Below are 22,726 nucleotides of genomic sequence, written 5' to 3' on the forward strand. Positions count from 1 at the left end.
GGATCGGCACACCGAGGAAGAACAATAGAAGTGAGCGCATGGGAATGCTCCTCTGATTAGCGAAGTGGCGTTGGCGAAGTGGCAGGGATATAGCCGACCGGTTCCAGGTACACCACGGCGTCCCGGCGACGACCGCCGAAGGTAGCCGCGAGGCTGGCGAAGAAAGCACCGCAGAGCAGCGCGACGAACGTCCACAACGCGGTCCAGGCGGCAACGGTGCTGGCGGTGTCGGCAGCCTCTTGGGCGGTTTGCTTGGCTTGTTCAATCGCCTGACGCGCCTTGGCGAACACCTCATCGACCCGGCGCTCGGCGTCGGCCTGGCTGAGGTTGGTGCGTTGGGCCACCAGTTGCGCGAGGTAGGTACGGTCTTCCGGGGTCAGTTGGCCGTCGTTGCCCATGGTCTGCACGAAGATCCGTGCAACGGCAGCGTGGGCGGCATCATCGCTGACGGCGGCAGGACGGTCATCGCGAAACAGCGTATCGACGAAATAGCCGTAATCATTGCTGGAGCCCTGGCTGGCAGCGGTGCCGGCCACCTGAGTCATGGCACTGGCCGCCCCACCGGCAACACTGGCACTGGCTTGCACCCCACCACTGATGACACTGCTGATGGAGCCAACCACCAATGTGGCGGTCACCAAGGTGGCGACTGCCCAGGCGAGGAAGCCATGGGCGGTGTCGCGGAAATACACCTCGTCGCCATGCATGTTTTCCCATTTCACCCGCAGGCGTCCGGCGATATAACCACCGAGTGCGGAAGCGACGATCTGCGTGAAGGCCAGCCAGACAATGGTCGATATTCCCAGGCCCTTGGCACTGACCCCGCTGTCGGCCCACGGCGACACCGCCGAAAAGCCCAGGCCGAAACCCAGCACCACGAGAATCAGCGACAACGCCGCAGCGGCAGCCGCCCCGGCAAAAATCGCCGCCCAGGACACACCTGATACGGCACTTGAGGCCGGCAGGTCGGTGGGATACATATCGGAGGATCTATTCATAGTGGTGGTGCTCCAGGCATGGGAAAACGCTTCACCTGGAGAATTGCAGTGGACGTGCCAGTTGGCGGAACTGAGGAAACCTCTTTATTTCAGTTAGTTATGAGATTCTTCGATAACGGCAGTCATGCAATTTGCAACAATCTGTGTCTTAGGGCGGGTTAAATGCACTGTGTCAAACGCAATAGGTGCCGAATCCGAAAAACACTAGGAGCCCGCTTGCCGGCGAAGGCGTCTGTGCCGGCGCTTTCGCTGACAAGCCAGCACCTACGACCCTGTATGAAAGTTAATTTAGCAACCCCACGCCCATTTCTTGGCACACTACCCCGGTAATCCATTCACCCCAGGCAAACCCCATGACCCGAATCCTGACCATTGAAGACGACGCGGTCACCGCGCGGGAGATTGTTGCCGAGCTGAGCAGCCATGGCCTCGACGTCGACTGGGTGGCCAATGGTCGCGAAGGCCTGGCGCGGGCGGTCAGTGGCGACTATGACCTGATCACCCTCGATCGCATGCTGCCAGAGCTCGACGGCCTGGCCATCGTCACCACCCTGCGCACCATGGGCGTGTCGACGCCGATCCTGATGATCAGCGCCCTGTCCGACGTCGACGAACGAGTGCGTGGCCTGCGTGCCGGTGGCGACGACTACTTGACCAAACCCTTTGCCACCGACGAAATGGCCGCCCGGGTCGAAGTCCTGCTGCGCCGCCAGAGCACGGTGAAGAACTTCGAAACCACCCTCGGCGTCGCCGACCTCGAACTCAACCTGATCAGCCGCGAAGCCACCCGCGCCGGCCAGGTGCTGACCCTGCTGCCCACCGAATACAAACTGCTGGAATTCCTGCTGCGCAACAGCGGGCAGATCCTCTCGCGGATGATGATTTTCGAAGAGGTCTGGGGTTACCACTTCGACCCCGGCACCAACCTGATCGACGTCCATATCGGCCGCCTGCGCAAGAAGGTCGACCCACCGGGCCTGCTGCCGCTGATCCGCACCGTGCGAGGCTCGGGTTATGTCATTGCTGAACCCGTCTAAAGGCTGGCGCTCGTCCAGCAGCCGCCTGTTGGCGCTGTACAGCTCGCTGTTCGTGGTCTGGAGCTGCCTGTTGCTGGGCGTGATGTACTACGAAGTGTCGAGCTACCTGGACAACCTGGCGCGGCATTCGATGATGCAACGTCAGCACCTGTTCTCGCGCTTTCACGGCGGACAACTGGATGAAGCCCTGCTCGCCAGCCGCACCTTCGACCAGCGCGGAGTCGATGCCTATGGCCTGTTCGATGCGCTGCAACGACCGCTGCACGGGCTGATCCGGCAGATTCCCGAAGGCCTGCCGCTGGACGGCCAGGTGCATGAACTCGACAACTGCGGTGACCCGGATGACAGCCTGCTGGCCCATGCCAGTTGCGACGCTGTGGCCACCCCGACCCTCGACGGACGCTGGTTGGTGCTGGTGCGCGACAACGGCTCGCTGTTTGCGGTGACGCGGATCATCCTCCACGCGCTGTTGTGGGGGGTATCGCTGACCATCATTCCGGGAGTCGCCGGCTGGTACCTGCTGCGCCGCCGGCCGTTGCAACGGATTCACGCCCTGCAAGCCAGCGCCGAAGCCATAGTCGCCGGCAACCTCAATCACCGCCTGCCGCTGTCCAGTCGCCGCGACGAATTGGACATGCTCGCCGCCATCGTCAACGCCATGCTCGAACGCATCGAGCGCCTGGTCAACGAGGTCAAGGGCGTGTGCGACAACATCGCCCATGACCTGCGCACCCCGCTGACCCGCCTGCGCGCCCAGTTGTACCGGATGCAGCAGCAGGCTGGGGAAGGCTCCACCGAAGCCGCGCAACTGGACCAGGTGATCGGCGAAACCGACACCCTGATGGCGCGCTTTCGCGGCTTGCTGCGGATTTCCGAACTGGAAGACCAGCAGCGCCGCTCGGGCTTTGTGTTGTTCGACCCGTTGTCACTGCTGCAGGAACTGCACGATTTCTACCTGCCGCTTGCCGAGGAAGGCCAGTTGAGCTTGTGCCTGCAAGCGCCCTCAAGCTTGCCGCCGGTAACCGGCGACCGCGCGCTGCTGTTCGAGGCGCTGTCGAACCTGTTGAGCAACTCGATCAAGTTCACCCCGGCGGGTGGCGAGGTGATCCTGCGGGCCAGCGATCAGGCCGGCAGCACGCGAATCGAGGTCGCCGACTCGGGCCCGGGAATTCCCGCCGACAAACGCGCAGCGGTGTTCCAGCGCTTCTATCGGGTCGACGACAGCGCGCAGAACGGCGGCTTTGGCCTCGGTCTGTCGATTGTCGCCGCCATCGTTCAGTTGCATGGTTTCAGCCTCGACGTCGGGGTCAGCGAACGCGGCGGCGCACGCCTGACCCTCGATTGCCGGCAACGCCTGCTGGCGCCTACTGCGTGATGCAACGGGTGGTCGTGGTGACCCGGGTCACCTCACCTTCGGCACGGGCGTCGCCCAACACTTGGGTGTCTTCGTTGCTGTTGCAGGTTTTTACCGGAGGCGCCTGAACCACTACCGTCGGTGGCGGCGGGCTGGCGCAACCACCGAGGGCGGCGAACGCCAACAGCAGTGCAGCCAGGGCAGATCTCATTAATGGGTGCATGAGGTGGCCTGCGATTCTGATGAGTGGGAAGCGGCTCGATACCGGGCACGCCTGAGCAGTAGAGCGGCGCCACCCGGCGATAGTTCAACCTACTCTACTCACCCGACCACAGTCGTCGCAGGCCACTGCTGCCCAACTCATAGCGCAACTCTTCGACCATTTGCTGCAGGTCGCTGTCATTGTGCAACTTGCCGGGCTTGATACCGGTCACCACCAGATTGACCTGGCCGCTGAGGGGCTCGAACACCCGCAGAGTCAGGGAGCCGTCGCCGTCCACGGCCAACTCGCACGCCAGGGGCGAGAGGGCACGTTCAATGTAACTGCGCAGTTGCGCTTGGCTGATCAAGGCAGGCACCTGTGTGCTGGGAAGGGATATGCCGACGTCCACCGGACGTCATCTCACCCTGACAGCCTAAGGAGCCCTGCCCTGTACCAGAAGCCGAAATTGCACTGGTTTCACTAGTGCATTTGCACCTTCATTTCGGGCGTTTTGCCCGATGCTCGGAGCCAAACAAGCCGCGTTCACGCGCCCAGACGATGGCTTCGCTGCGGCTGTGTACCGCCAGTTTCGAATAGACCGTGGATACGTGATTGCGGATGGTATTGGGCGCCAGCCCCAGGCGCGCGGCGATTTCCTTGTCAGCCAAGCCCTCGCAGATCAACCCCAGCACGTCGCGCTCACGGGCCGTCAGTTCGGTGAAGGTCACCCCCGGTTGCTGAGCCCGCTGCGGGTTCTTGGCGTTGGCGAGCTTTTCGATCAAGGTCTGGCTGAACCAGGAGGCGTCCTGCATCACTTCCTCAATGGCCACCACCAGCTCGGTCTCGGTGCGCTTGCGCTCAGTGATGTTCATCAGCACCAGCAAGTAACAGCTGTGCTCGTGAATGCTCACGGTGTCGGCCCACACCGCACAATCGATCAGCTCACCGCCTTTTCTGTGGACCTTGAGGTCGAGGCTGTCGAGCCGGCCGTGCTTTTTCAGTTCGCTGAACAGTTTGCTGGAGGCGTCCTTGCTGTCCGTCAGGCCGATATCCGCCAGGGTCCTGCCCAACAGCTCCTCCGACGAATAGCCGCTGGTGTGGATGAACGCATCGTTGATTTCGGCGATCTCCAGGGTGTCGGCACTGCACACCAGGGTCGGCACCGGACTCATGCGAAACGACTTGGCGAAGCGCTCCTCGCTATGGCGCAGGGCAGTTTCAGCGCGCCGTCGCAACTCCAGGTCGACGAAGGAAAACAACATGCAAGGCTCTTCATTGAGCTCCAGCGGTTGCCCCGCCACCACCACCAGTTTGCGACTGCCATCGGCGACCCGCAGATCAGCCTGCATCTGCGGAATGGTGATGCCCTGGCTCAGACGCTCGATCGCCAGCTCGCGGCGCTCGGCATCCTCCAGCACATCGCGTTCATACAGCGAACGGCCGATGATCTGCTCACGGGTGAAACCGGTCATATCGACGAAGCCCTGATTGACCTTGATGTAACGCAAATCGCTGAGACGGCAGATCACCGCAGGCGCCGGGTTTGCATTGAACGTTTTTTCGAAGCGTTGCTCGGCGCCGGCCCATTCGGTGGCGTCGCTCAAGATCAGCACCATGGAATCCACGGCGCCCTGCGCATCCGTCAGGACCAGGCTGCGCACGCGGTGCACCCAGGTGCGTTCGAGGTCGGCGGTGGGCGTGACTTCCACCAGCACATCGCTGAAGGTTTCGCCATTGGCCGCGCGACTGATGGGGTAGTTTTTCAGCGCCACCGGGTGGTTGTTGCGATAGCGCAAGCGGAAACGTTTCGCGTACTCGCGGGCATTGCTGCCCAGGTCGCTGATACGTTCGACGCCGTGCATCAACAGCACCGCATCGTTGGCCCACAGTAGGCTTTTATCGGCATCCAGCAGGATCACGCCGTCGGACAAGCCGGCGATGATCTGCTGCATTTGGCGGCGATTGGTTTCGGCGACCAGAACATCCTGACTCATTGCATCTCCCCGATTCGCTGGGCCGCAGCCCTTGTGAAGGGTACGACCGCAGCGCTTGAGGATAGTGCAGCGCTAGTGCACGCGCGCGGCAAGCGCGCCCTCCTCCAGCACCAATTCGCGCAGGGTGTCGAGGAACAATTTGAGCACCGGCGAGCTGTCGTCGGCGCGGTAAGTCGCGTACAGCGGCACCTGGGGCAAGGCCGGCTTGAGGCTGCGAAACACCACCCCGGCTGGCGCCAGTTGCTCGATCGAGGCCGGCAACAAGGCCACGCCAAAGCCGGCGCGGACCAGGCTGAGCAAGGTCTGCACCTCGATCACCTGCTGGCTGATCTGCGGGGTGAAGCCGGCCTTCAGACAACACTCGTAGAGAAAATTGGCGAAGCGCGACTGCTTCAACTCCAGCGCGACAAAGGGCTCCAGTGCCAGGTCAGCCGGGGCCAGGGTGCTACGCGCCGCCAGCGGATGATCCATCGGCAGTACCACGCGGATCGGTTCATAGATCAGCAATTCGTTGCGCAGGTCGGGATCATCGGTGCCGACCCGGAACACACAGGCATCGATGCGCTTCTCCTTGAGCGCAGTCAACTGGGCCGCCGGGGTCATTTCGTGCAGGCGCCAGGTTACCTGCGGATAGCGCTCGCGAAAACGACGCAAGGCCCGTGGCAGCACGCCGACCATCACCGAGCTGATCATGCCGATTTCCAGTTCGCCGAGTTGCCCGCGTCCGGTCTGGCGGGTCAGGTCCAGCGCCCGCTCCAGCTGTTCGAACACCAGCGGCGCCTGCTGTTTGAGCACCGCGCCGGCCGGCGTCAACTCGACCCGATGGTGGCTGCGCTCGAACAACGGCGTGCCCAGCTCTTCTTCCAGCAGACGAATCTGCTGGCTCAAGGGTGGCTGGCTGATGTGCAGCCGGGTGGCGGCGCGACCGAAGTGCAGCTCTTCGGCCAAGGCCATGAAGTAACGCAACAGGCGCAGGTCCATGGCCCATTACCCCGTCACGCTCAGGTCCAGCGGCGTCGAACGCTGGCGGATGCCGGTCAGGCTGAACAGCGCGTTGGCAATCGCCGGCGCCACCGAGGGACTGCCCAGCTCACCGACGCCACCCGGTTTGGAGGGTTCACCGTCGAGCACCAGGATGTCGACTTCGGGCATGTCCGACATGCGTGGCACCCGGTAGTCGTGGAAATTGCTCTGCACGACCTGACCGCTTTTCATCTCCATGCGGTCGAACAAACCATGGCCCAGGCCCCACATCAGGCCGCCGTAGATCTGCTCCTCGACCCCGCCCGGCGACACCGCCAGGCCGCAATCAACCACACAGGTCAGCTTGTCGACGCGGATCTCGCCGGCCTGTTTCACCAGCCGCGCGACCACCGCGATAAAGCTCGTGTAGCCCTGATTGGTGGCGATGCCCAGCGCCGTCCCTTCCGGCAGCGGCTGGCCCCAACCGGCGCGGGCGGCGGCCTGTTGGAGCACGCTGACGTGGCGTGGCCGCTCGTGCATGTGGGCCAGGCGAAAGGCCAATGGATCGCGGCCGGCGGCATAGGCCAGTTCGTCCATGAAGCTTTCCACGGCAAACACGTTGGGGATGAAGCTGACCGAGCGATACCAGCCGCTGGGCACGCCGGGCTCATGACGGACCCAGGCCAGGTCCAGGTGCGGAGCACGGTAGGCAAAATCCCAGGCGGTGATGGCCTCAGTGGTGCTGTAATCCATGTGATCGGGGCGCTCGAAATAGCCCGGTTCCCATTGCTCCGGTGAGGCCGGCGACACCGCATTGAGCTGCAAGGCGCGCAAGCTGCCATCGGCATCCAGCGCGCCCTTCATGCGGTGAAAGGTCGCCGGATGAGCGAACAACGCGCGCATTTCGTCTTCACGGCTGTTCATCAATTTCACCGGCACTCCGACCTGTTGCGCCAGGTAGGCGACCTCGAACAACCAGTACTTGGATTCGCGCGCACCGAAGCTGCCACCGGAGACCATTTCATTGATCGTCACCTTGTGCTTGGGAATCTTGCACACCACCTCGGCCGCTTCCAGCGCCGACGACGGTACCTGCACACCGCCCCAATAGGTGATCGCGCCGTCCTTGACCTGAGCGGTGATGCACAGCGGTTCCAGCGGGTTCTGCACCTTGTAGGGCATGACGTAGTCCGCTTCGATCAGTTGTTTTGCCAGCGGCCATTGGCTACCGACGTCACCGGCGCTCAGGGTCGGCACCCGCAGTGCCTTGCCGTCGCCAATCGCCGCAGCCTGGGCGGCGGGCAATTCGGCGCTGGCGAAATCCTTGAGCGTCGACTCGCTCCATTGCACTTTGAGCAACGCCCGACCCTGGCGCGCCGCCCAGTAATCATCAGCGAGCACCGCGACGCTTTCCTGATTGCCGCCCAGCACGTCCGGGCGCCCCGGAATCTGCAGCACCTTGCGCACCCCCGGCACTTTCAGCGCCGCACGGGCATCGATGTCCAGCACCTTGGCGCCAACCACCGGGGTGCGTTGCAGCACCGCCACCAGCATGCCGGGCAATTGTACGTCGAGGCTGTACTTGAAGCCGCCGCAGACCTTGGCCGCGGCGTCGCGCTTATGCCGCAGCTTGCCGATGTACTTGAACTCAGCCGGATCCTTGAGACTGACCTGCGCGGGCGCCGGCAAGCTGGCCGCCAGCGCCACCAGTTCGCCGTAGCCCAGGCTGCGCTGGCCGTCGCCGTGCAGCACGCGGCCGTTGTCCGTGCGGCAACTGGCCGGGTTGACCTGCCATTGCTGGGCCGCCGCGGCAATCAGCAAAGCGCGCGCAGTGGCGCCGGCCGTGCGCAGACGCTCGTACTCGAGGGACACGCTGGTGCTGCCGCCGGTGGAAAAGACTTTCCATACCGGGTGGATGTAAGCCTCGAAGAATGGATCTTCGGGGGAAATCACCTGGACCCGCATCGGGTCGACGTCCAGCTCTTCGGCGACGCAGGCCGCCAGGGCGGTGTGAGTGCCGGTGCCGGAGTCGTGCTTGTGCACCACCAGCTTGACCGTGCCATCGGCAAAGATCCGCACCCAGGCGTTGGGCTCGAACTCGCTGGCCGCTGCCGGTGCTTTGACATCGCCGGCCAGGCTGGGTGGCAGATAGAACGCAATGGCCAGGCCCGAAGCGACAGTGGCGGCCTGTTTGAGGAAGGTGCGGCGCGGCAGTTCAGGACGGTTCATCAGGCCTCCTTCGTCGCGGCAGCCGCGCGGATGATGGCCTTGTTGATGCGCCCGTAAGTGCCGCAACGGCACAAGTTGCCGGACATCGCGTTGCGGATCGAATCGTCGGTCACTGCCGCGCCGGTGTTGAGCAAGGCCGCTGCCGACATGATCTGCCCGGATTGACAGTAGCCGCATTGCGGCACATCTTCGGCGACCCAGGCCAGTTGCAAGGGGTGGCTGTTACTCGGCGACAAGCCTTCGATGGTGGTGATCTGATGGCCGACGGCGGCACTGACCGGCAACTGGCACGCCCGCACCGCGACACCATCGAGGTGCACGGTACAGGCACCGCACAGGCCCATCCCACAACCGAATTTGCTGCCGGTGAGGTGCAGGCGATCACGCAATACCCATAACAAGGGCATGGAGGGCTCAGCCTCTACCTGCTCGTGTCGTACGCCGTTTACCGTAAGGTCGATCATTGTCAGGCTCCCGCAGAGCGGCCCGTCTTTGTGCGGGCCTGGTGCCGGGATTATTGAAAGGCCGTGGCAAATCGGGCCAGCGACGTTTTCTGCCAAGCGCTGTAAGGAGGACTAACAGCATGTACAAGCGATACCCCTCGGTGCAGTCGATGAACGCGTTCATTCAGGCGGCACGCAGCGGCAGCTTTTCCAGTGCGGCGCGCAAACTCGACCTCACCCACAGCGCGATCAGCCAGCAAATCCGCTCCCTGGAAGACTTCATTGGCCAGCCGCTGTTCGTCCGCGAAGGCGGCGGCAGCACCCTGACCGATGCCGGACAACTGTTCGCCAGCGTGCTCTCCGATGGCCTGGCCCAGGTCGACCGGGCGCTGTCCTCGGTGAAAAATCGCAGCATCGGCCAACGCCTGACCCTGGATGTCGACAGCGAACTGGCGCAGAGCTGGCTCAACCCGCGTCTGCCACAACTGCTGGCAGCGCTACCGGACACCGAGGTGGTGTTGCTGTCGATGCCGCGCTCGGACCGCAGCGCTTTCGAACGGGTCGACCTGGCGCTGCGTTACGGTTATGGCGATTGGGAAGACTGCGAAATGACCCAGATCTGCGGCGACCGAGTATTGGCCGTCGCCTCCCCCGAGCTTCTGCAACGCCACGGTCTGCAACTGCCGATCAGCCCGGCGCAAGTTTTGCAACTGCCGCTGCTGGGCTACACCCGCCGCTCGTGGATCCCCTGGCTCGACGCCACCGGCCTCGAACCCCGTGAGCCTCGCGCACGCGTGGTCTTCGACAACGCCGCCAACCTTATCGCCGCCGCCGAAGCCGGGGTTGGCGCCGGGCTGGTACGGGGGTTGTTGGCGGCGGATGCGTTGCGCAGTGGGCGGTTGGTGGCGCTGAACGATGCGCAGATTGCCGCGCATTACAACCTGTACGCGGTGTGGCCGCCGGGGCATGGCGAGCGGGTCGCTGGGGTGGTGGAGGTGGTGCGGGGGATGGCGGCGGCTACGGTTTAGGTATTGGGGGGGCGCTGTGCTCAACCTTTGTGATCGAGCGCAATCCTGTGGGAACTAGACGCCACGCTGCAATGAGGCGGCCCAACCATATCCCCCGCCTATCACCCCTTCGCCCAATTAATATTGTACGAACCCAACCCCCTCTCCCAATACTCGCCCCCATGCAGACAGCGTCCCGAGCCGGATGCTCACAGGCGAGGGAATGGGTGATGCGTCATCCATAGAAACGGCCGATTGCCCGGGACGTGGCTGCTGTGAACCGCAAGGTTCCCTTCCCCGCTCTATCAGGAGATCGACTTCAATGATCATCGATATCAGTTGCTATCCCACCGACCTGGTGGACCTCGCCTGGAGGCATGACGGTGACCCCTTCACCGGCGAGCGTCTGCTGGAGATGATGGATGGCCCCTATATGGTCAACGGCAAACCGCGGCGCATCGACAAGTGCTTCATCCAGCCACCCCAGGGCAACACCATCTACACCTGGACCGACGGTGAACTGTCGGGCCGCGAATCCATCGACGCCTACATGGCGTACACCCTGAAGATGGTCCAGACCTACCCCGACCGCTTCATCGGCTGCTTCGTCTACAACCCACGCTGCGGCGTCGAGAACGGCGTCGAGGCGATCGAGCGCTACGTCACCCAGCACGGCTTCAAGATGGTCCAGATGCAGGCCAACATGCACGCCTACCGCCCCGATCGCGCCCTCGACTGGGTGCGGCCGTGTTTCGAGAAATGCGCCGAGCTGGGCATCCCGGTCAAGCTGCACACCGGCGACGGGCCCTACAGCATCCCGTCGGAATGGGTGCCGATGATCAAGGAGTTCCCCAACGTCAATTTCATCATGGCGCACTTCGGCGTGCAGACCGGCGGGGTCTACGTGTTCGAGCCGATGCAATGGGCCATGGAACTGCCCAACGTCTACTGCGAATCGGGCTGGTGCCTGCAGTCGCGGATCGTCGAGTTCGCCAAGGTCCTGCCGACCCACAAGATCCTGTTCGGCACCGACACCCCGCCGAACGAGCCGGGCATGTGGTTGCGCCTGCTGGAAGTGCTGTGCCACGAGCCGCCGCAGGGCATGAACCTCGACGAGGACACCCTCGAAGAGTACTTGGGCAACAACACCGCGCGGATGATCGGCCTCGAACCCACCCCGCCACCGCGCACCGTTTGCGAAGCAGAGGCGCAGCTCAAGCGCCCCGTCACCAGCCAATTGGCCAGGAGCTGAAGCGATGATTATCGACACCCATCTGCACCCCACCAACCTGGTCGACGAGGCCTGGCGCCACACCGGCGAACCCTTCACCGGCGAGCGCATGCTCAAGCTGATGGACGGCCCCTACATGATCAACGGCAAGCCACGCCGGATCGACATGGGTTTCATCCAGCCGCCACCGGGCAACACCGGCTACCGTGACGGCAACCGCCGCGGCCGCGAAGGCGTGCGCGACTACATGTCGTACATTTCCGAACTGTGCGTGAAGTACCCGGATCGCTTCATCGGCAACTTCAACTTCAACCCGCGCTGGGGACCGGAAAACGGTGCGGCGGAGCTGGAGTTCCACATCAAGGAATACGGTTTCAAGATGCTCAAGCTGCACGCCAACATGCACGGCTACCGCCCGGACCGCGCGCTGGATTGGCTGCGCCCGGCCATGAAAGTCTGCGCCAAGTACAACATCGTGGTGCTGATCCACACCGGTGACGGGCCGTACACCATCCCGACCATGTTCTACCCGATCATCCGCGAGTTCCCGATGGTCAATTTCATCATCGGCCACTTCGGTATCCAGACCGGCGGCAACTACTCGTTCGAGGCGTTCTGGATGGCGATGGACACCCCCAACGTGTACTGCGAATCGGGCTGGTGCTTCCAGTCGCGGATTGTCGAGTTCGCCAAGGAGCTGCCGCGCAACAAGATCGTCTTCGGCACCGACTCGCCGCCGAACGAACCGGGGATGTGGCTGCGTGAGCTGGAAGTCCTGTGTTCGCCGGCGCCGCAAGGCCTGGGGATCGATGAGGATCACCTGGAGGATTACCTGGGCAACAACATCGCCCGGCTCTGCGGCATCGAGCCGACACCGCCGCCCAAGGACCTGATCGAGGCGGATATTCGCCTGACCACGACCTACCTCTAAGCGCAATACCGGTACTGGTACCTGTGCGAGCGAGCCTGCTCGCGAAGGGCCGGCACATCCAACATTGATGCTGGCTGATAAACCGCATTCGCGAGCAGGCTCGCTCCCACAGGGATCTCCACAGAGATCTCTGCGCACATAGCTAATACGAGGTGCATCCATGACCCTCTTCACCCTTGGCGACACCCAGGATTTCCACGTTTTCATCGATGCCTATCGCCAGCAATTCCCCGACGATGTGCTGACCATCAACCAGCCACTGTCGGCCGACCAGGACGTCACTGCGCTGGTCGATGCCCTCGCCGGCCAGGGCCACGAGCCGCTGTTGATCTGCGAGCAGGTCGGCGCACTGGGCGTGCCGGTGGCGACCAACCTGTTCGCCTCGCGCACTCGCATTGCCCGTCTGTTCGGCGTCACTGCGGCGCAGCTCCACGAAACCTTCCAGACTCGCGCCAACAACCCAATCCCGCCACGCTACGTCGAGACCGGCCCGGTGCTCGACGAAATATATGAAGGCGAAGCCGTGGACCTTGCGCTGCTGCCAATGCTCAAGCATTTCGACAGTGACCGCGGGCCCTACATCACCAATGCGGTGATCATCGCCCAGGACCCGGTGACCGGCATCGCCAACATGAGCTATCACCGCTCGATGAAGCATGCGCGCCAGGCCCTGGCCACCAGCCTGCACTCACGCGGCCACCTGTGGCGCATGCTCCAGGCTGCCCGTGAGCGCGGTGAAGAACTGCCGGTGGCGATGGTCATCGGCGCCCATCCGCTGTTCATGCTCGCCGCCGCCGCGCGCCTGCCGTTTGGCAGCGACGAACGCGCCGTGGCCGGTGGTCTGTTCGGCGCGCCGCTGGAACTGGTCAAGACCCCGCGTTATGGCATCGGCGTGCCGGCCTTTGCCGAGTTCGTCCTCGAGGGCGCCATCGACCCCACGGCCTACGCTGAAGAGGGGCCGTTCGGCGAGTTCAGCGGCTACTCCTCCGACCGCTCGACCAACAATGTGTTGCGGGTCGACACCCTGCTGCGGCGCAAGGACGCCTGGCTGGTGGACGTGGTCGGCGGGCGCTACGCCGAGCACCTGACCTTGGCCCGCCTGCCCCGTGAAGCGGAGATGAGCGAGAAGCTCAAGGCGCGCTTCCCGGCAGTGACCGCCGTGCACTACCCCAACTCCGGCACCCACTTTCATTGCTACGTCGCCCTCGACCAGAGCCGCGACGGCGAAGCCCGGCAAATCATGCTGGCATTGCTGGGTTGGGATCCCTACCTGAAAAGCGTGATCGCGGTGGACAGCGACATCGACATCAGCGACGACAGCCAGGTGCTGTGGGCGCTGGCCACGCACTTCCAGCCGCATCAGGACCTGTTCGTCATCGACGGCCTGCCCGGCAGTCCGCTCGACCCTTCGTCCTCGGTCAATGGCACCACCTCGCGCATGGGCCTGGATGCCACCCGCGGTTCGAGCTTCGATGGCATTCGCGCGCAATTGAGTGAAGAGGTGCAAGCCAGGGCCCGGGATCTGCTCGCAGGGCTACGGTCATGACCGCGAAGCGCCTGGTGGTGGGCATCAGCGGCGCCTCGGGCTTTATCTACGGGGTGCGCCTGCTGCAGTTGCTCGCCGAACTGCGCATCGAAAGCCACCTGGTGATCAGCCGCGCGGCGCTGCTGACCATGGCCCACGAGACCGACTACAAGCTGGCCGATGTGACCGCCCTGGCCAGCCACTACCACCGCAGCGATGACGTGGCGGCGGGCATCGCCAGCGGTTCGTTCCGTTGCCTGGGCATGGTGGTCGCGCCCTGTTCGATGCGCACCCTCGGGGAAATAGCCACAGGCACTTCGTCGAGCCTGATCAGCCGCGCTGCCGACGTCACCCTCAAGGAACGCCGCACCCTGGTGCTGATGGCCCGGGAAACCCCGTTGACCCTGGCGCATCTGCGCAACATGACCGCCGTCACCGAAATGGGCGGAATCATCGCCCCGCCCGTGCCGGCGTTCTACGCCCGCCCCGAGAACCTGGCGCAGATGATCGACCACAGCCTGGGCCGGGTCCTCGACCTGTTTGGCCTCGACAGCGGCACGGCACTGCGCTGGCGCGAACCGGACACACACCTCCCCTGTGGGAGTGAGCCTGCTCGCGAAGGCGGTGAGTCAGTCACATCATCGGTGACTGACACGGCCTCTTCGCGAGCAGGCTCGCTCCTACAAAAAGCTCACCCCACATAACCCCATCCCACATCGCCCATTTGCACAAAGCCCCATCGCACATTGACCCGTCAAGGAGCCTCACATGACCACTCCCTTCAACGCCCCAACCCCCAACCGCAAGATCCCCGTCACCATACTCACCGGCTTCCTCGGCGCCGGCAAAACCACTCTGCTCAATTACATCCTCAAGGAGAACCACGGGCGCAAGATCGCGGTGATCGAGAACGAGTTCGGTGAGGTCGGCATCGACGGCGACCTGGTGCTCAGTTCGGAAACCGAAGAAATCTACGAGATGGTCAACGGCTGCGTGTGCTGCACCGCCGAAGTCCGCGAGGACCTGGTGCGCATCGTCCGCGAACTGGTGGCGCGCCCGGTGCGCCTCGACCATATCCTGATCGAGACCAGCGGCCTGGCCGACCCGTACCCGGTGGCCCAAAGCTTCTTCATCAATGACCCGATCGCCGAGGAAGTGGAACTCGATGCGATCGTGACCATGGTCGACGCCAAGCACGTAGCCCAGCATCTCGAAGACCTGCAACTGGACGGCGTCGACAACCAGGCGGTGGACCAGATTGTCTGCGCCGACCGCATTGTGATCAACAAGGTCGACCTGGTGAGCGAAGCCGAAGTCGCCGCCCTGAGCGCGAAAATCCGTGGCCTCAACGCCACCGCAGAACTGGTCACCAGCCACTACGCGCAGATCGACCTGTCGCGGATCCTCGGCGTGGGCGCCTTCGAGTCGACCCAGAAACTCATGGAGATCGGCGCCGAACACGAGCACCACGCCGACGATCACCGGCATGAGCATGAACACGATGAACTTGACCACGAGCACGACCCCAGCGTGTCTTCGGTGGGTATCAGCGTCGACGGCGCGGTCAATCTCGGTGCCTTCCATCGCTGGATCAGCCAGTTGCGCAACGACCAGGCCGAGACCCTGTACCGCATGAAAGGTGTGCTGGCGGTCAAGGACCAGGACCAGCGCTACGTACTGCAGGGCGTGCATAGCCTGGTGGAGTTCCGCGCCTCGACCCTGTGGGGCAATGAGCCGCGCAGCAGCAAGATTGTGTTCATCGGCCGCGACCTGGATCGGGCGGCGCTGAACCAGGGTTTTGCCGCCTGCCTCGCCGGCTGAACAACGCTGGAGCCGGTGGATGGCGGCTCCGGACAGACTGAACGGGTTCCTCTCAACAACAACAAAACGCCAGAGGTTTGACCATGTCTGCAGATTCCGTGACAACCGCCATTCACCCCGTGGACCAGATTTTGCCGGTCCGTCAGATGCTCACCCTAGGCCTGCAACACATGGCCGTCTCGTACATCGGTGCGATCGCCGTGCCGTTGATTGTCGCCAGTGCATTGAAGATGTCCCAGGCCGATACCGTGGTGCTAATCAGTACAACGTTGTTCTGCTCGGGCATCGCCACCCTCCTGCAAACCGTCGGCTTCTGGAAGTTCGGCGTGCGCCTGCCGATTCTCCAGGGGGTGGCCTTCAGCAGCGTCGGCCCAGTGATCGCTATCGGCAGTAATCCGGAGGTCGGCTTCGCCGGGGTCTGCGGGGCGGTGATTGGCGCGGGGATTTTCACCCTGCTGGCGGCACCCTTCGTCGGGCGATTACGACGGTTTTTCCCGCCGGTGGTCACCGGCTGCATTGTCACGGTGATCGGCCTGCAGCTGTTTCCGATTGCCTATGAGTGGGTCGGCGGCGGGCGTCACGCCAGCGACTTCGGCGCACCGGCCTACCTCGCGGTGGCGCTGGTGGTGCTGGTGACCATCCTCTTGGTCAACCGCTTTGGCAGTCCGCTGCTGCGCAACATGGCGGTGCTGGTCGGCATGCTGGTGGGCGCCGGCCTGGCCTACGGGCTGGGCATGGGTGACTTGCACAGCGTGCAGGAATCGCCCTGGGTCACCGTGCCGTACCCCTTCTATTTCGGCCTGCCGACTTTCAGCATCATTCCGATTGCGACCATGGTGGTGGTAATGATCGTGCAGATGGTCGAGTCCATGGGGCTGTTCGTGGCCATTGGCGACATCGTCGACAAGCCGGTGCAGGACAAGCAGGTGATCAACGGCCTGCGCGCCAACGGTCTGGCGAGCACCATCGCCGGCATGTTCGCGGCCTTTCCGTTCATTGCCTTCATGGAAAACGTCGGCCTGGTGATCCTCACCGGGGTGCGCAGCCGCTGGGTGGTGGCCGTCAGCGGCCTGCTGATGTGCGCCATCGCGCTGGTGCCCAAGGCCGGGGCGATCATTGCCTCGATGCCCACCGCCGCCCTCGGCGGCGCCGGGATCGCCATGTTCGGCGTGGTCGCGGCAGCGGGGATTCAGACCCTGGCCAAGGTCGACTACGAGCGCAACCGCTACAACGTGCTGATTGTCGCCTTCACCATCGCTGTCGCGCTGGTGCCGGTGCTCGCCCCAGCGCTGTTCAAGCAATTGCCCGAGTGGAGCCAGCCGTTCCTGCACAGCAGCGTGGTGATCGCCTGCCTGGTCTCGGTGCTGCTCAACGCCGCGCTGAACGGCGTCACCCGCCCGGAAAGCGCCGGCAAGCGCGCCCCGTCCCACAGCCTCTGACTGATTATTTCTGCCCTGGAGAAGTCCATGACATCCACCCAAAACATCCTGATCAAGAACCCGGCGGCGGTGATGACCGGACGCCGTGGCCAGAGCGCTCGCGCCGGCAATGTCGACATTCGCATCAAAGACGGACGCATCAGCGAGATGGCGGCCAACCTTCAAGCGCAGCCCGGCGAGCGGGTAATCGACGCCCGCCATTGCGTGGTGTACCCGGGTTGGGTCAACACCCACCACCACCTGTTCCAGAATCTGCTCAAGGCGGTGCCGGCCGGAATCAATCAGGACCTGCAAGGCTGGCTGGCCAGCGTGCCCTACCCGCGTCTGAATCGCTTTACCCCGCAACTGACGCGCATCGCCGCGCGCCTGGGCATGGCCGAATTGCTGTTGTCGGGAGTCACCACCTGCGCCGACCATCATTACCTGTATCACGCCAACGGCAGCACCGAGAGCGGCGACCAGTTGTTCGAGATCGCCGATGAGTTCGGCCTGCGCTTCGTCCTCTGCCGGGGCGGCGCGCTGGAGTCGGCCAGCGCTCACCCCGGGTTCTCGAAAACCGCGCTGCAGCCGGAAAGCCTCGATCAAATGGTCGGCGACATCGAGCGGCTGAAGTCGCGCTACCACCAGGACGCCCCGGACGCGATGCGCCGGGTGGTGGTGGCGCCGACCACGCCGACCTTCTCGCTGCCGCCCACCCTACTCCGCGAGCTGGCCCACACCGCGCGCGGCATGGGTTTGCGCCTGCACACCCACCTGTCGGAGACGCAGAACTACGTGAATTTCTGCCGCGAGAAATACAACTGCCTGCCGGTGGAATTCGTCGCCGAAAATGAATGGCTGGGCCCGGACGTCTGGTTCGCCCATATGGTCCATCTACAGCCGTCCGAGATCCGCCTGTTGGCGCAGACCGGAAGCGGCATCTCCCACTGCCCGGTGAGCAATGCGCGGCTCGGCAGCGGCATCGCCCCGGTGCCGGCCATGGCCGCCGCCGGCGTGCCGATTTCCCTGGGGGTCGACGGCGTGGCCTCGAACGAATCCGGGAGCATGGTCGGCGAGGCTCACACGGCGTGGCTGATCCACCGTGCCGCCCAGGGCGCCAGTGCGACGACCGCCGAAGAGGTGATCCACTGGGGCACCGCCGGTGGGGCCCAGGTTTTAGGGCTGGGCGCGGTCGGCACCCTGCAAGTCGGGCAAGCGGCGGACCTGGTGCTGTATGGTCTGGATCACCCGCGCTTCCTCGGTTTCCATGACATCGGCGTGGCACCGGTGGTGGCCGGCGAGCCGATTGCCGTGCGCTACAGCCTGGTCGGCGGGCGCCTGGTGGTGGATGACGGAGTGATTCCGGGGCTTGATCTGGCGCAACTGCGTGCCCAAGCCCGTGAAGGAGTGCAGCAGTTGCTGCAGGAGGCGATGGATTAAACGCGAATGAATAAAACGCCGCTTTGAAGTGTTCTCCGAGTGTTGCCCATTAATATGCGCCGCAACTCGGAGAACCTTATGACTATCCGTACCCCTTCCCACAGCGCTCCGCTGCTGATCGCCGGCTACCTGATCGCGCTGCTCGGCAGCCCGCTGGTCCTGGCCCACGGCGAAGAAGACGCACCGCCAGCCCCCAACTGCCCCAAAGGTCAGGTCTGGGACAGCAAGAGCAAACGCTGTCTAAGCCAACAAAGCCGCCTGGTCCCGGATGCCGACCGCACTACGTACGCCTATCGCCTGGCCAAGTCCGGTCGCTACGAAGAAGCCCTGGCCCTGCTCGACACCCTCGAACAACCCAACACCGCGATCGCCCTGAATTATCGCGGCTATGCTACTCGCAAGCTCGGCCGTACCGATGAAGGCATCCAGTACTACCTGGAGTCGGTCAAGCTCGATCCACGCTACGCCAAAGTGCGTGAGTACCTGGGTGAAGCCTATGTGATCAAAGGCCGCCTCGACCTGGCGCAGGAACAGTTACAGCAGATCAAGGCGATTTGCAGCACCACCTGCGAGGAATACCAGGACCTGGCCGAGGCCATTGCCGATTCATCGAATACCTGACGGACTCGAGCACGGGTCACGGAGGTCGCCATCGCCAGCGATCAAGTGGTAAAAGCCGAATTGAGCCAGCACCTGGCACGTCTGTGGCGCTATGGCCTGGTGTTGTCGCGCCAGCGGCATGTCGCCGAAGACTTGGTGCAAGCCACCTGTGTGCGGGCGCTGGAGCGCGCCGGGCAGTTTGTCCCGGGCACCCACATGGACCGCTGGCTGCTGCGCATCCTGCATTCGATCTGGCTCAATGAAGTGCGTGCGCAGAAGGTGCGTCAGGGCGAAGGGCTTTCGCCGGCGGACGCGGTGCTGGCTTTCGATGGCGAACAGGTCGCGCACCTGCATGTGCTGGCTGCGCAGGTGATCCGGCGCGTCGATGCCTTGCCCGAAGCCCAGCGCGAGACGGTGTTCCTGGCCTATGTCGAGGGTTTGTCCTATCGCGAAGTGGCCGAGGTGCTGGCCGTTCCAATCGGCACCGTAATGAGCCGGCTGGCCGCGGCGCGCCTGAAGCTGGCTGAGCACCCACCGCTGCGCTCGGTGTCCAGCAACCCCAGTGGAGAACGGCGATGAGTACGACCTGCAGTGATGAACGGCTGGTGGCTTACCTCGACGGTCAACTGAGCAGCGAAGAACGCCGGCAGTTCGACGACAACCTCGCCCGTGATCCGGCCCTGCAACAGCGCCTGGAGTGGCTGATGCACAGCGACCTGCCGTTTCAGGGCGCCTATGCCAGCCTGCTCGACCAAGCCCCCATGGAGCGCATGAGCCGCATGCTTGAGGTGCTGCCCACGCCACTGCTGGCCACGCCGCTCAATCGCCGGCTGTTCCTCGCCACTGCCGCCGGTTTTCTGGTGGCCGGGGTCGCGGTCGATCGGCTGTTTCTGCACTGGATGGAAGACAAGGAGGAAAAGACCAGCAACTGGCGGGCGCTGGTGGCGGACTATATGTCGCTGTACATCCCGCAGACCCTGGAACATCTGCCAGCCGACCCGGCCGCGCAGTTGGCGCAGTTGCAGATCATCGACCAGCGCCTCGGCCTGCCGCTGACACCCGCCCAGCTGGAGCTGACCCAACCGCGCTTCAAACGCGCGCAGTTGCTCGAATACGATGGCGTGCCCATCGCCCAGATCACTTATCTCGACCCGCTGCACGGCCCCTTCGCCCTGTGTATCACCCGCTCTAACAACGGCCCCCAGGCCCCGGCCCACGAAGTACGGCACGGGATGAATATTGTTTATTGGTCGGGGCAGAATCACGCCTACCTGGTGATCGGCCGCAACTCCCCGGAGGAGTTGGAGGCAATGGCGGTGTTGTTGCGGAGTCGGTTGGATGTCTGATGAGCTTCAGGGATCTGGGGTGCTCACGCCAACGTCGGCAACCACAACCTGAAGCGCGCTCCGCCCAGGGGTGAGGCCTCGACTGTGAGGCTGCCGCCCTGCGCTTCGAGGGCGCGACGGCTGATGGCCAGGCCGAGGCCGAAGCCGCCGGTGGCGCGGTCGCGGCTGCGGTCGAGGCGGTAGAAAGGCTCGAAGATGCGTTCACGCTCGTCCTCGGGGATGCCGATGCCGTCGTCATCGACCCAGATTTCACAGCCCTGAGGCGTCACCTGCACGCCGATCTGAATGCGTTTTTCGCAGTAGCGCATGGCGTTGCGCAGCAAGTTCTGGATGGCCCGGGCGGTCAGCCGAGGGTCAAGGCTGAAGCGTTCCAGATGACCGTGCAGCAGCACATCGATAACGATCTGCGGCGACTCCAGCTCTTCATCGACACTGCCAAGGATGCTGTCGATAAATTCGTCCAGCGACACCTCGACCTGCTCCGGCAAGCGCGCCGGATTCTGCAGGCGGCTGTAGGACAGCAGTTCCAGCACCAGTTCATCCAGTTCGCGAATATGCGCCACCAGCCCCTGCAAACGCTCGCGACTGGCCGCCGGCAGCTCATCGGAGAGTGCCAGGGCCAGGCCGAAATCGAGGCGGGTCAGCGGTGTACGCAGCTCGTGGGAGACCGCGTTGAGCAAGTCGCGCTGCTGATTCAGCAGGTTTTCAATGTCGCCCGCCATGGTGTCGAACACCTTTGCCAGGCTGCCGATGTTGGAGGTGGGCGGCAACAGAGTGCGCTCGCCAAGGTGACCCTTGCCGAAGCGTTCGGCGGTGTTTTTCAGGCGTTCCAGATCACGCCAGTGCGGGCGCAACCAGAGTAACAGGCAGGCCAGCAGCGCCGCGCCGATCAGCACGTTGATGCCCCAGTACAGCAAGGCGACGTCCAGCGGGTCCGGCGGCACGATCAGTTTGAGCGCGGTGGTAGCGTCCAGCGGCGCCATGGCCATGGTGCGCCAGCCCCAGTCACCCGTGCGCACGGCCATTTCGCCGCCCTGCAATAGCGAGCGTTCGTGCTCGCTGAAATCGCCATCGCGGATGGGCACCACGGCAATGCGCAACGGCTTGAACTGCTCATCGAGCTGCGCTGCCAGCACCGGCCACTGTTCGTGCGGAACATCGTGGAACTGCTTGACCAGCAGGTTCTGCACACCCCTGGAGTGATCCAGGTTGTAGCTGGAAAAGCGCTCGTGAAACACCGACACCACCAGGTCTGGCACCAGGTAAATCGCCGCACTGAAGGTGACAATGGTGATCAGGTACAGGCGCGTCAGGGCACGGAGCATGGCCTCAGCATTCCCATTCGGAGCGGCTGAACAGATAGCCTTTGCCCCACACGGTCTTGATCTTGCGCGCCTCGCCGGCATGGTCGTCGAACTTGCGCCGCAGCTTGGAAATCGCCACGTCCACCGAGCGGTCGGTGCCGTTGAATTCGATGCCGCGCAGGCGTTGCAGGATCTGGTCACGGCTGAGCACTTCACCGGCATGCCGCGCCAGCACCACCAGCAGGTTGTACTCGCCGCTGGACAACTCCACCGGCTGCGCGCGCCAGGTCACCGTGCGTTCGGACAGGTCGATGCACAGGTTGCCCATGAGAATCTGGTCACTGGCGGTCTGCGGCTCGTTGAGGCTGCTACGGCGCAACAAGGTCCGCACTCGGGCCAGCAGGACTCGGGGTTCGCAGGGTTTGGTGACGTAGTCGTCGGCGCCCATCTCCAGACCCAGCACCTGGTCGTGGCTGTCGTCACGGGCGGTGAGCATGAGGATCGGCAGGCTCGCCGAATCGGCGCGCAGCAGGCGGCAGACCTGCAAACCATCGAGACCGGGCAGCATCAGGTCGAGGATCACCAGATCCGGCGGACTGAGCCGCGCCCGTTCACGCACCTGGTCGCCACGACTGATCACATTGACGTGATAGCTGTTGCGTTCCAGGTAGCTGGCAATCAGTTCAGCGAGCGCGGGGTCGTCTTCGACCAGAAGGATGTTGGGCATGGGTGTTCCGAAAAAATGGGGGAGTGCCTTGGGGGTGACGAACCCTTGGAGCGAGCCTGCTCGCTCCTACAGGGGGCATGAGATTGCCCGCAATAAAGAAATCTAGGATATACGCCCCCAACGCCTCCTGAGCAAAACCTTCACACAATTTCACAC

General features: G+C 63.7%; 22 protein-coding genes. 13 read left to right on the plus strand and 9 right to left on the minus strand.

Annotation, left to right across the window (positions count from 1 at the left end):
* Positions 1-56: 56 nt before the first annotated feature.
* Positions 57-998 carry a hypothetical protein gene (locus NR126_RS02445; RefSeq protein ID WP_105756040.1) on the minus strand — a complete coding sequence of 314 codons (942 nt, stop codon included), beginning with the start codon at positions 996-998 and terminating at the stop codon, positions 57-59.
* A gap of 353 nt (positions 999-1,351) precedes the next feature.
* On the opposite strand from NR126_RS02445, the gene NR126_RS02450 reads away from it, so the two are divergent.
* Positions 1,352-2,035, plus strand: coding sequence for a response regulator transcription factor (locus tag NR126_RS02450; protein ID WP_027620766.1), 684 nt, complete (start codon positions 1,352-1,354; stop codon positions 2,033-2,035).
* On the plus strand, positions 2,013-3,410 hold the full coding sequence (locus tag NR126_RS02455) for a HAMP domain-containing sensor histidine kinase (RefSeq protein WP_256829619.1): 1,398 nt from the start codon (positions 2,013-2,015) through the stop codon (positions 3,408-3,410). Before NR126_RS02450 ends, NR126_RS02455 begins: the two co-directional genes overlap by 23 nt.
* On the opposite strand, the gene NR126_RS02460 is transcribed toward NR126_RS02455, so the two are convergent.
* The 6 genes from NR126_RS02460 to NR126_RS02485 form a co-directional block, all read right to left on the minus strand.
* Positions 3,400-3,600, minus strand: a complete 201-nt coding sequence (locus NR126_RS02460; RefSeq protein ID WP_027620764.1) for a hypothetical protein — start codon at positions 3,598-3,600, stop codon at positions 3,400-3,402. The genes NR126_RS02455 and NR126_RS02460 overlap by 11 nt on opposite strands.
* A 106-nt stretch (positions 3,601-3,706) precedes the next feature.
* The gene (locus NR126_RS02465) at positions 3,707-3,967 is read right to left on the minus strand and encodes a DUF1652 domain-containing protein (protein WP_081786426.1); all 261 of its coding nucleotides are present in this window, start codon (positions 3,965-3,967) and stop codon (positions 3,707-3,709) included.
* Positions 3,968-4,088: 121 nt separating this feature from the next.
* Positions 4,089-5,585 (minus strand): helix-turn-helix transcriptional regulator, encoded by a 1,497-nt coding sequence (locus NR126_RS02470; RefSeq protein ID WP_105756042.1) that lies wholly within the window; start codon positions 5,583-5,585, stop codon positions 4,089-4,091.
* Between the two features lie 72 nt (positions 5,586-5,657).
* On the minus strand, positions 5,658-6,566 hold the full coding sequence (locus NR126_RS02475; RefSeq protein ID WP_105756043.1) for a LysR substrate-binding domain-containing protein: 909 nt from the start codon (positions 6,564-6,566) through the stop codon (positions 5,658-5,660).
* Positions 6,567-6,572: 6 nt separating this feature from the next.
* A complete protein-coding gene (locus tag NR126_RS02480) occupies positions 6,573-8,777 on the minus strand; it encodes a molybdopterin cofactor-binding domain-containing protein (protein ID WP_256829620.1) in 2,205 nt (734 codons plus the stop codon).
* A complete protein-coding gene (locus NR126_RS02485) occupies positions 8,777-9,241 on the minus strand; it encodes a (2Fe-2S)-binding protein (protein WP_027620759.1) in 465 nt (154 codons plus the stop codon). The genes NR126_RS02480 and NR126_RS02485 overlap by 1 nt, the downstream gene beginning before the upstream one ends.
* 119 nt (positions 9,242-9,360) lie before the next feature.
* Here NR126_RS02485 and NR126_RS02490 point away from each other — a divergent pair, with 119 nt between their 5' ends.
* From NR126_RS02490 to NR126_RS02540, 11 genes are all read left to right on the plus strand, one after another.
* Complete coding sequence (locus NR126_RS02490; RefSeq protein ID WP_105756045.1) at positions 9,361-10,248, plus strand: LysR substrate-binding domain-containing protein; 888 nt, start codon at positions 9,361-9,363, stop codon at positions 10,246-10,248.
* A gap of 301 nt (positions 10,249-10,549) precedes the next feature.
* The gene (locus NR126_RS02495; RefSeq protein WP_027620757.1) at positions 10,550-11,479 is read left to right on the plus strand and encodes an amidohydrolase family protein; all 930 of its coding nucleotides are present in this window, start codon (positions 10,550-10,552) and stop codon (positions 11,477-11,479) included.
* A 4-nt stretch (positions 11,480-11,483) separates the two neighbouring features.
* Positions 11,484-12,389: an amidohydrolase family protein gene (locus NR126_RS02500; protein WP_027620756.1), complete on the plus strand. Its 906-nt coding sequence runs from the start codon at positions 11,484-11,486 to the stop codon at positions 12,387-12,389.
* A 160-nt stretch (positions 12,390-12,549) separates the two neighbouring features.
* Positions 12,550-13,935, plus strand: a complete 1,386-nt coding sequence (locus tag NR126_RS02505) for a UbiD family decarboxylase (protein ID WP_105756046.1) — start codon at positions 12,550-12,552, stop codon at positions 13,933-13,935.
* The gene (locus tag NR126_RS02510; RefSeq protein WP_256829621.1) at positions 13,932-14,618 is read left to right on the plus strand and encodes a UbiX family flavin prenyltransferase; all 687 of its coding nucleotides are present in this window, start codon (positions 13,932-13,934) and stop codon (positions 14,616-14,618) included. The genes NR126_RS02505 and NR126_RS02510 overlap by 4 nt, the downstream gene beginning before the upstream one ends.
* Before the next feature lie 64 nt (positions 14,619-14,682).
* Positions 14,683-15,735, plus strand: a complete 1,053-nt coding sequence (locus NR126_RS02515) for a GTP-binding protein (RefSeq protein ID WP_256829622.1) — start codon at positions 14,683-14,685, stop codon at positions 15,733-15,735.
* 83 nt (positions 15,736-15,818) lie between these two features.
* The gene (locus tag NR126_RS02520; protein ID WP_256829623.1) at positions 15,819-17,174 is read left to right on the plus strand and encodes a nucleobase:cation symporter-2 family protein; all 1,356 of its coding nucleotides are present in this window, start codon (positions 15,819-15,821) and stop codon (positions 17,172-17,174) included.
* Positions 17,175-17,201: 27 nt separating this feature from the next.
* Positions 17,202-18,593: an amidohydrolase family protein gene (locus NR126_RS02525; protein WP_027620751.1), complete on the plus strand. Its 1,392-nt coding sequence runs from the start codon at positions 17,202-17,204 to the stop codon at positions 18,591-18,593.
* Between the two features lie 78 nt (positions 18,594-18,671).
* Entirely contained in the window at positions 18,672-19,214 is a 543-nt protein-coding gene (locus NR126_RS02530; protein ID WP_027620750.1) for a tetratricopeptide repeat protein, read from the plus strand.
* A 60-nt stretch (positions 19,215-19,274) separates the two neighbouring features.
* Positions 19,275-19,772 (plus strand): RNA polymerase sigma factor, encoded by a 498-nt coding sequence (locus NR126_RS02535; RefSeq protein ID WP_177327290.1) that lies wholly within the window; start codon positions 19,275-19,277, stop codon positions 19,770-19,772.
* Entirely contained in the window at positions 19,769-20,539 is a 771-nt protein-coding gene (locus tag NR126_RS02540; RefSeq protein ID WP_027620748.1) for an anti-sigma factor, read from the plus strand. Before NR126_RS02535 ends, NR126_RS02540 begins: the two co-directional genes overlap by 4 nt.
* Before the next feature lie 23 nt (positions 20,540-20,562).
* Here NR126_RS02540 and NR126_RS02545 read toward each other — a convergent pair whose 3' ends face one another.
* Positions 20,563-21,864, minus strand: coding sequence for an ATP-binding protein (locus NR126_RS02545; protein ID WP_105756049.1), 1,302 nt, complete (start codon positions 21,862-21,864; stop codon positions 20,563-20,565).
* Between the two features lie 4 nt (positions 21,865-21,868).
* Positions 21,869-22,570, minus strand: coding sequence for a response regulator transcription factor (locus NR126_RS02550; RefSeq protein WP_027620746.1), 702 nt, complete (start codon positions 22,568-22,570; stop codon positions 21,869-21,871).
* Positions 22,571-22,726: the final 156 nt, after the last annotated feature.

Source organism: Pseudomonas sp. Pse1, assembly GCF_024519635.1.
In the GTDB taxonomy this organism is placed as follows: domain Bacteria; phylum Pseudomonadota; class Gammaproteobacteria; order Pseudomonadales; family Pseudomonadaceae; genus Aquipseudomonas.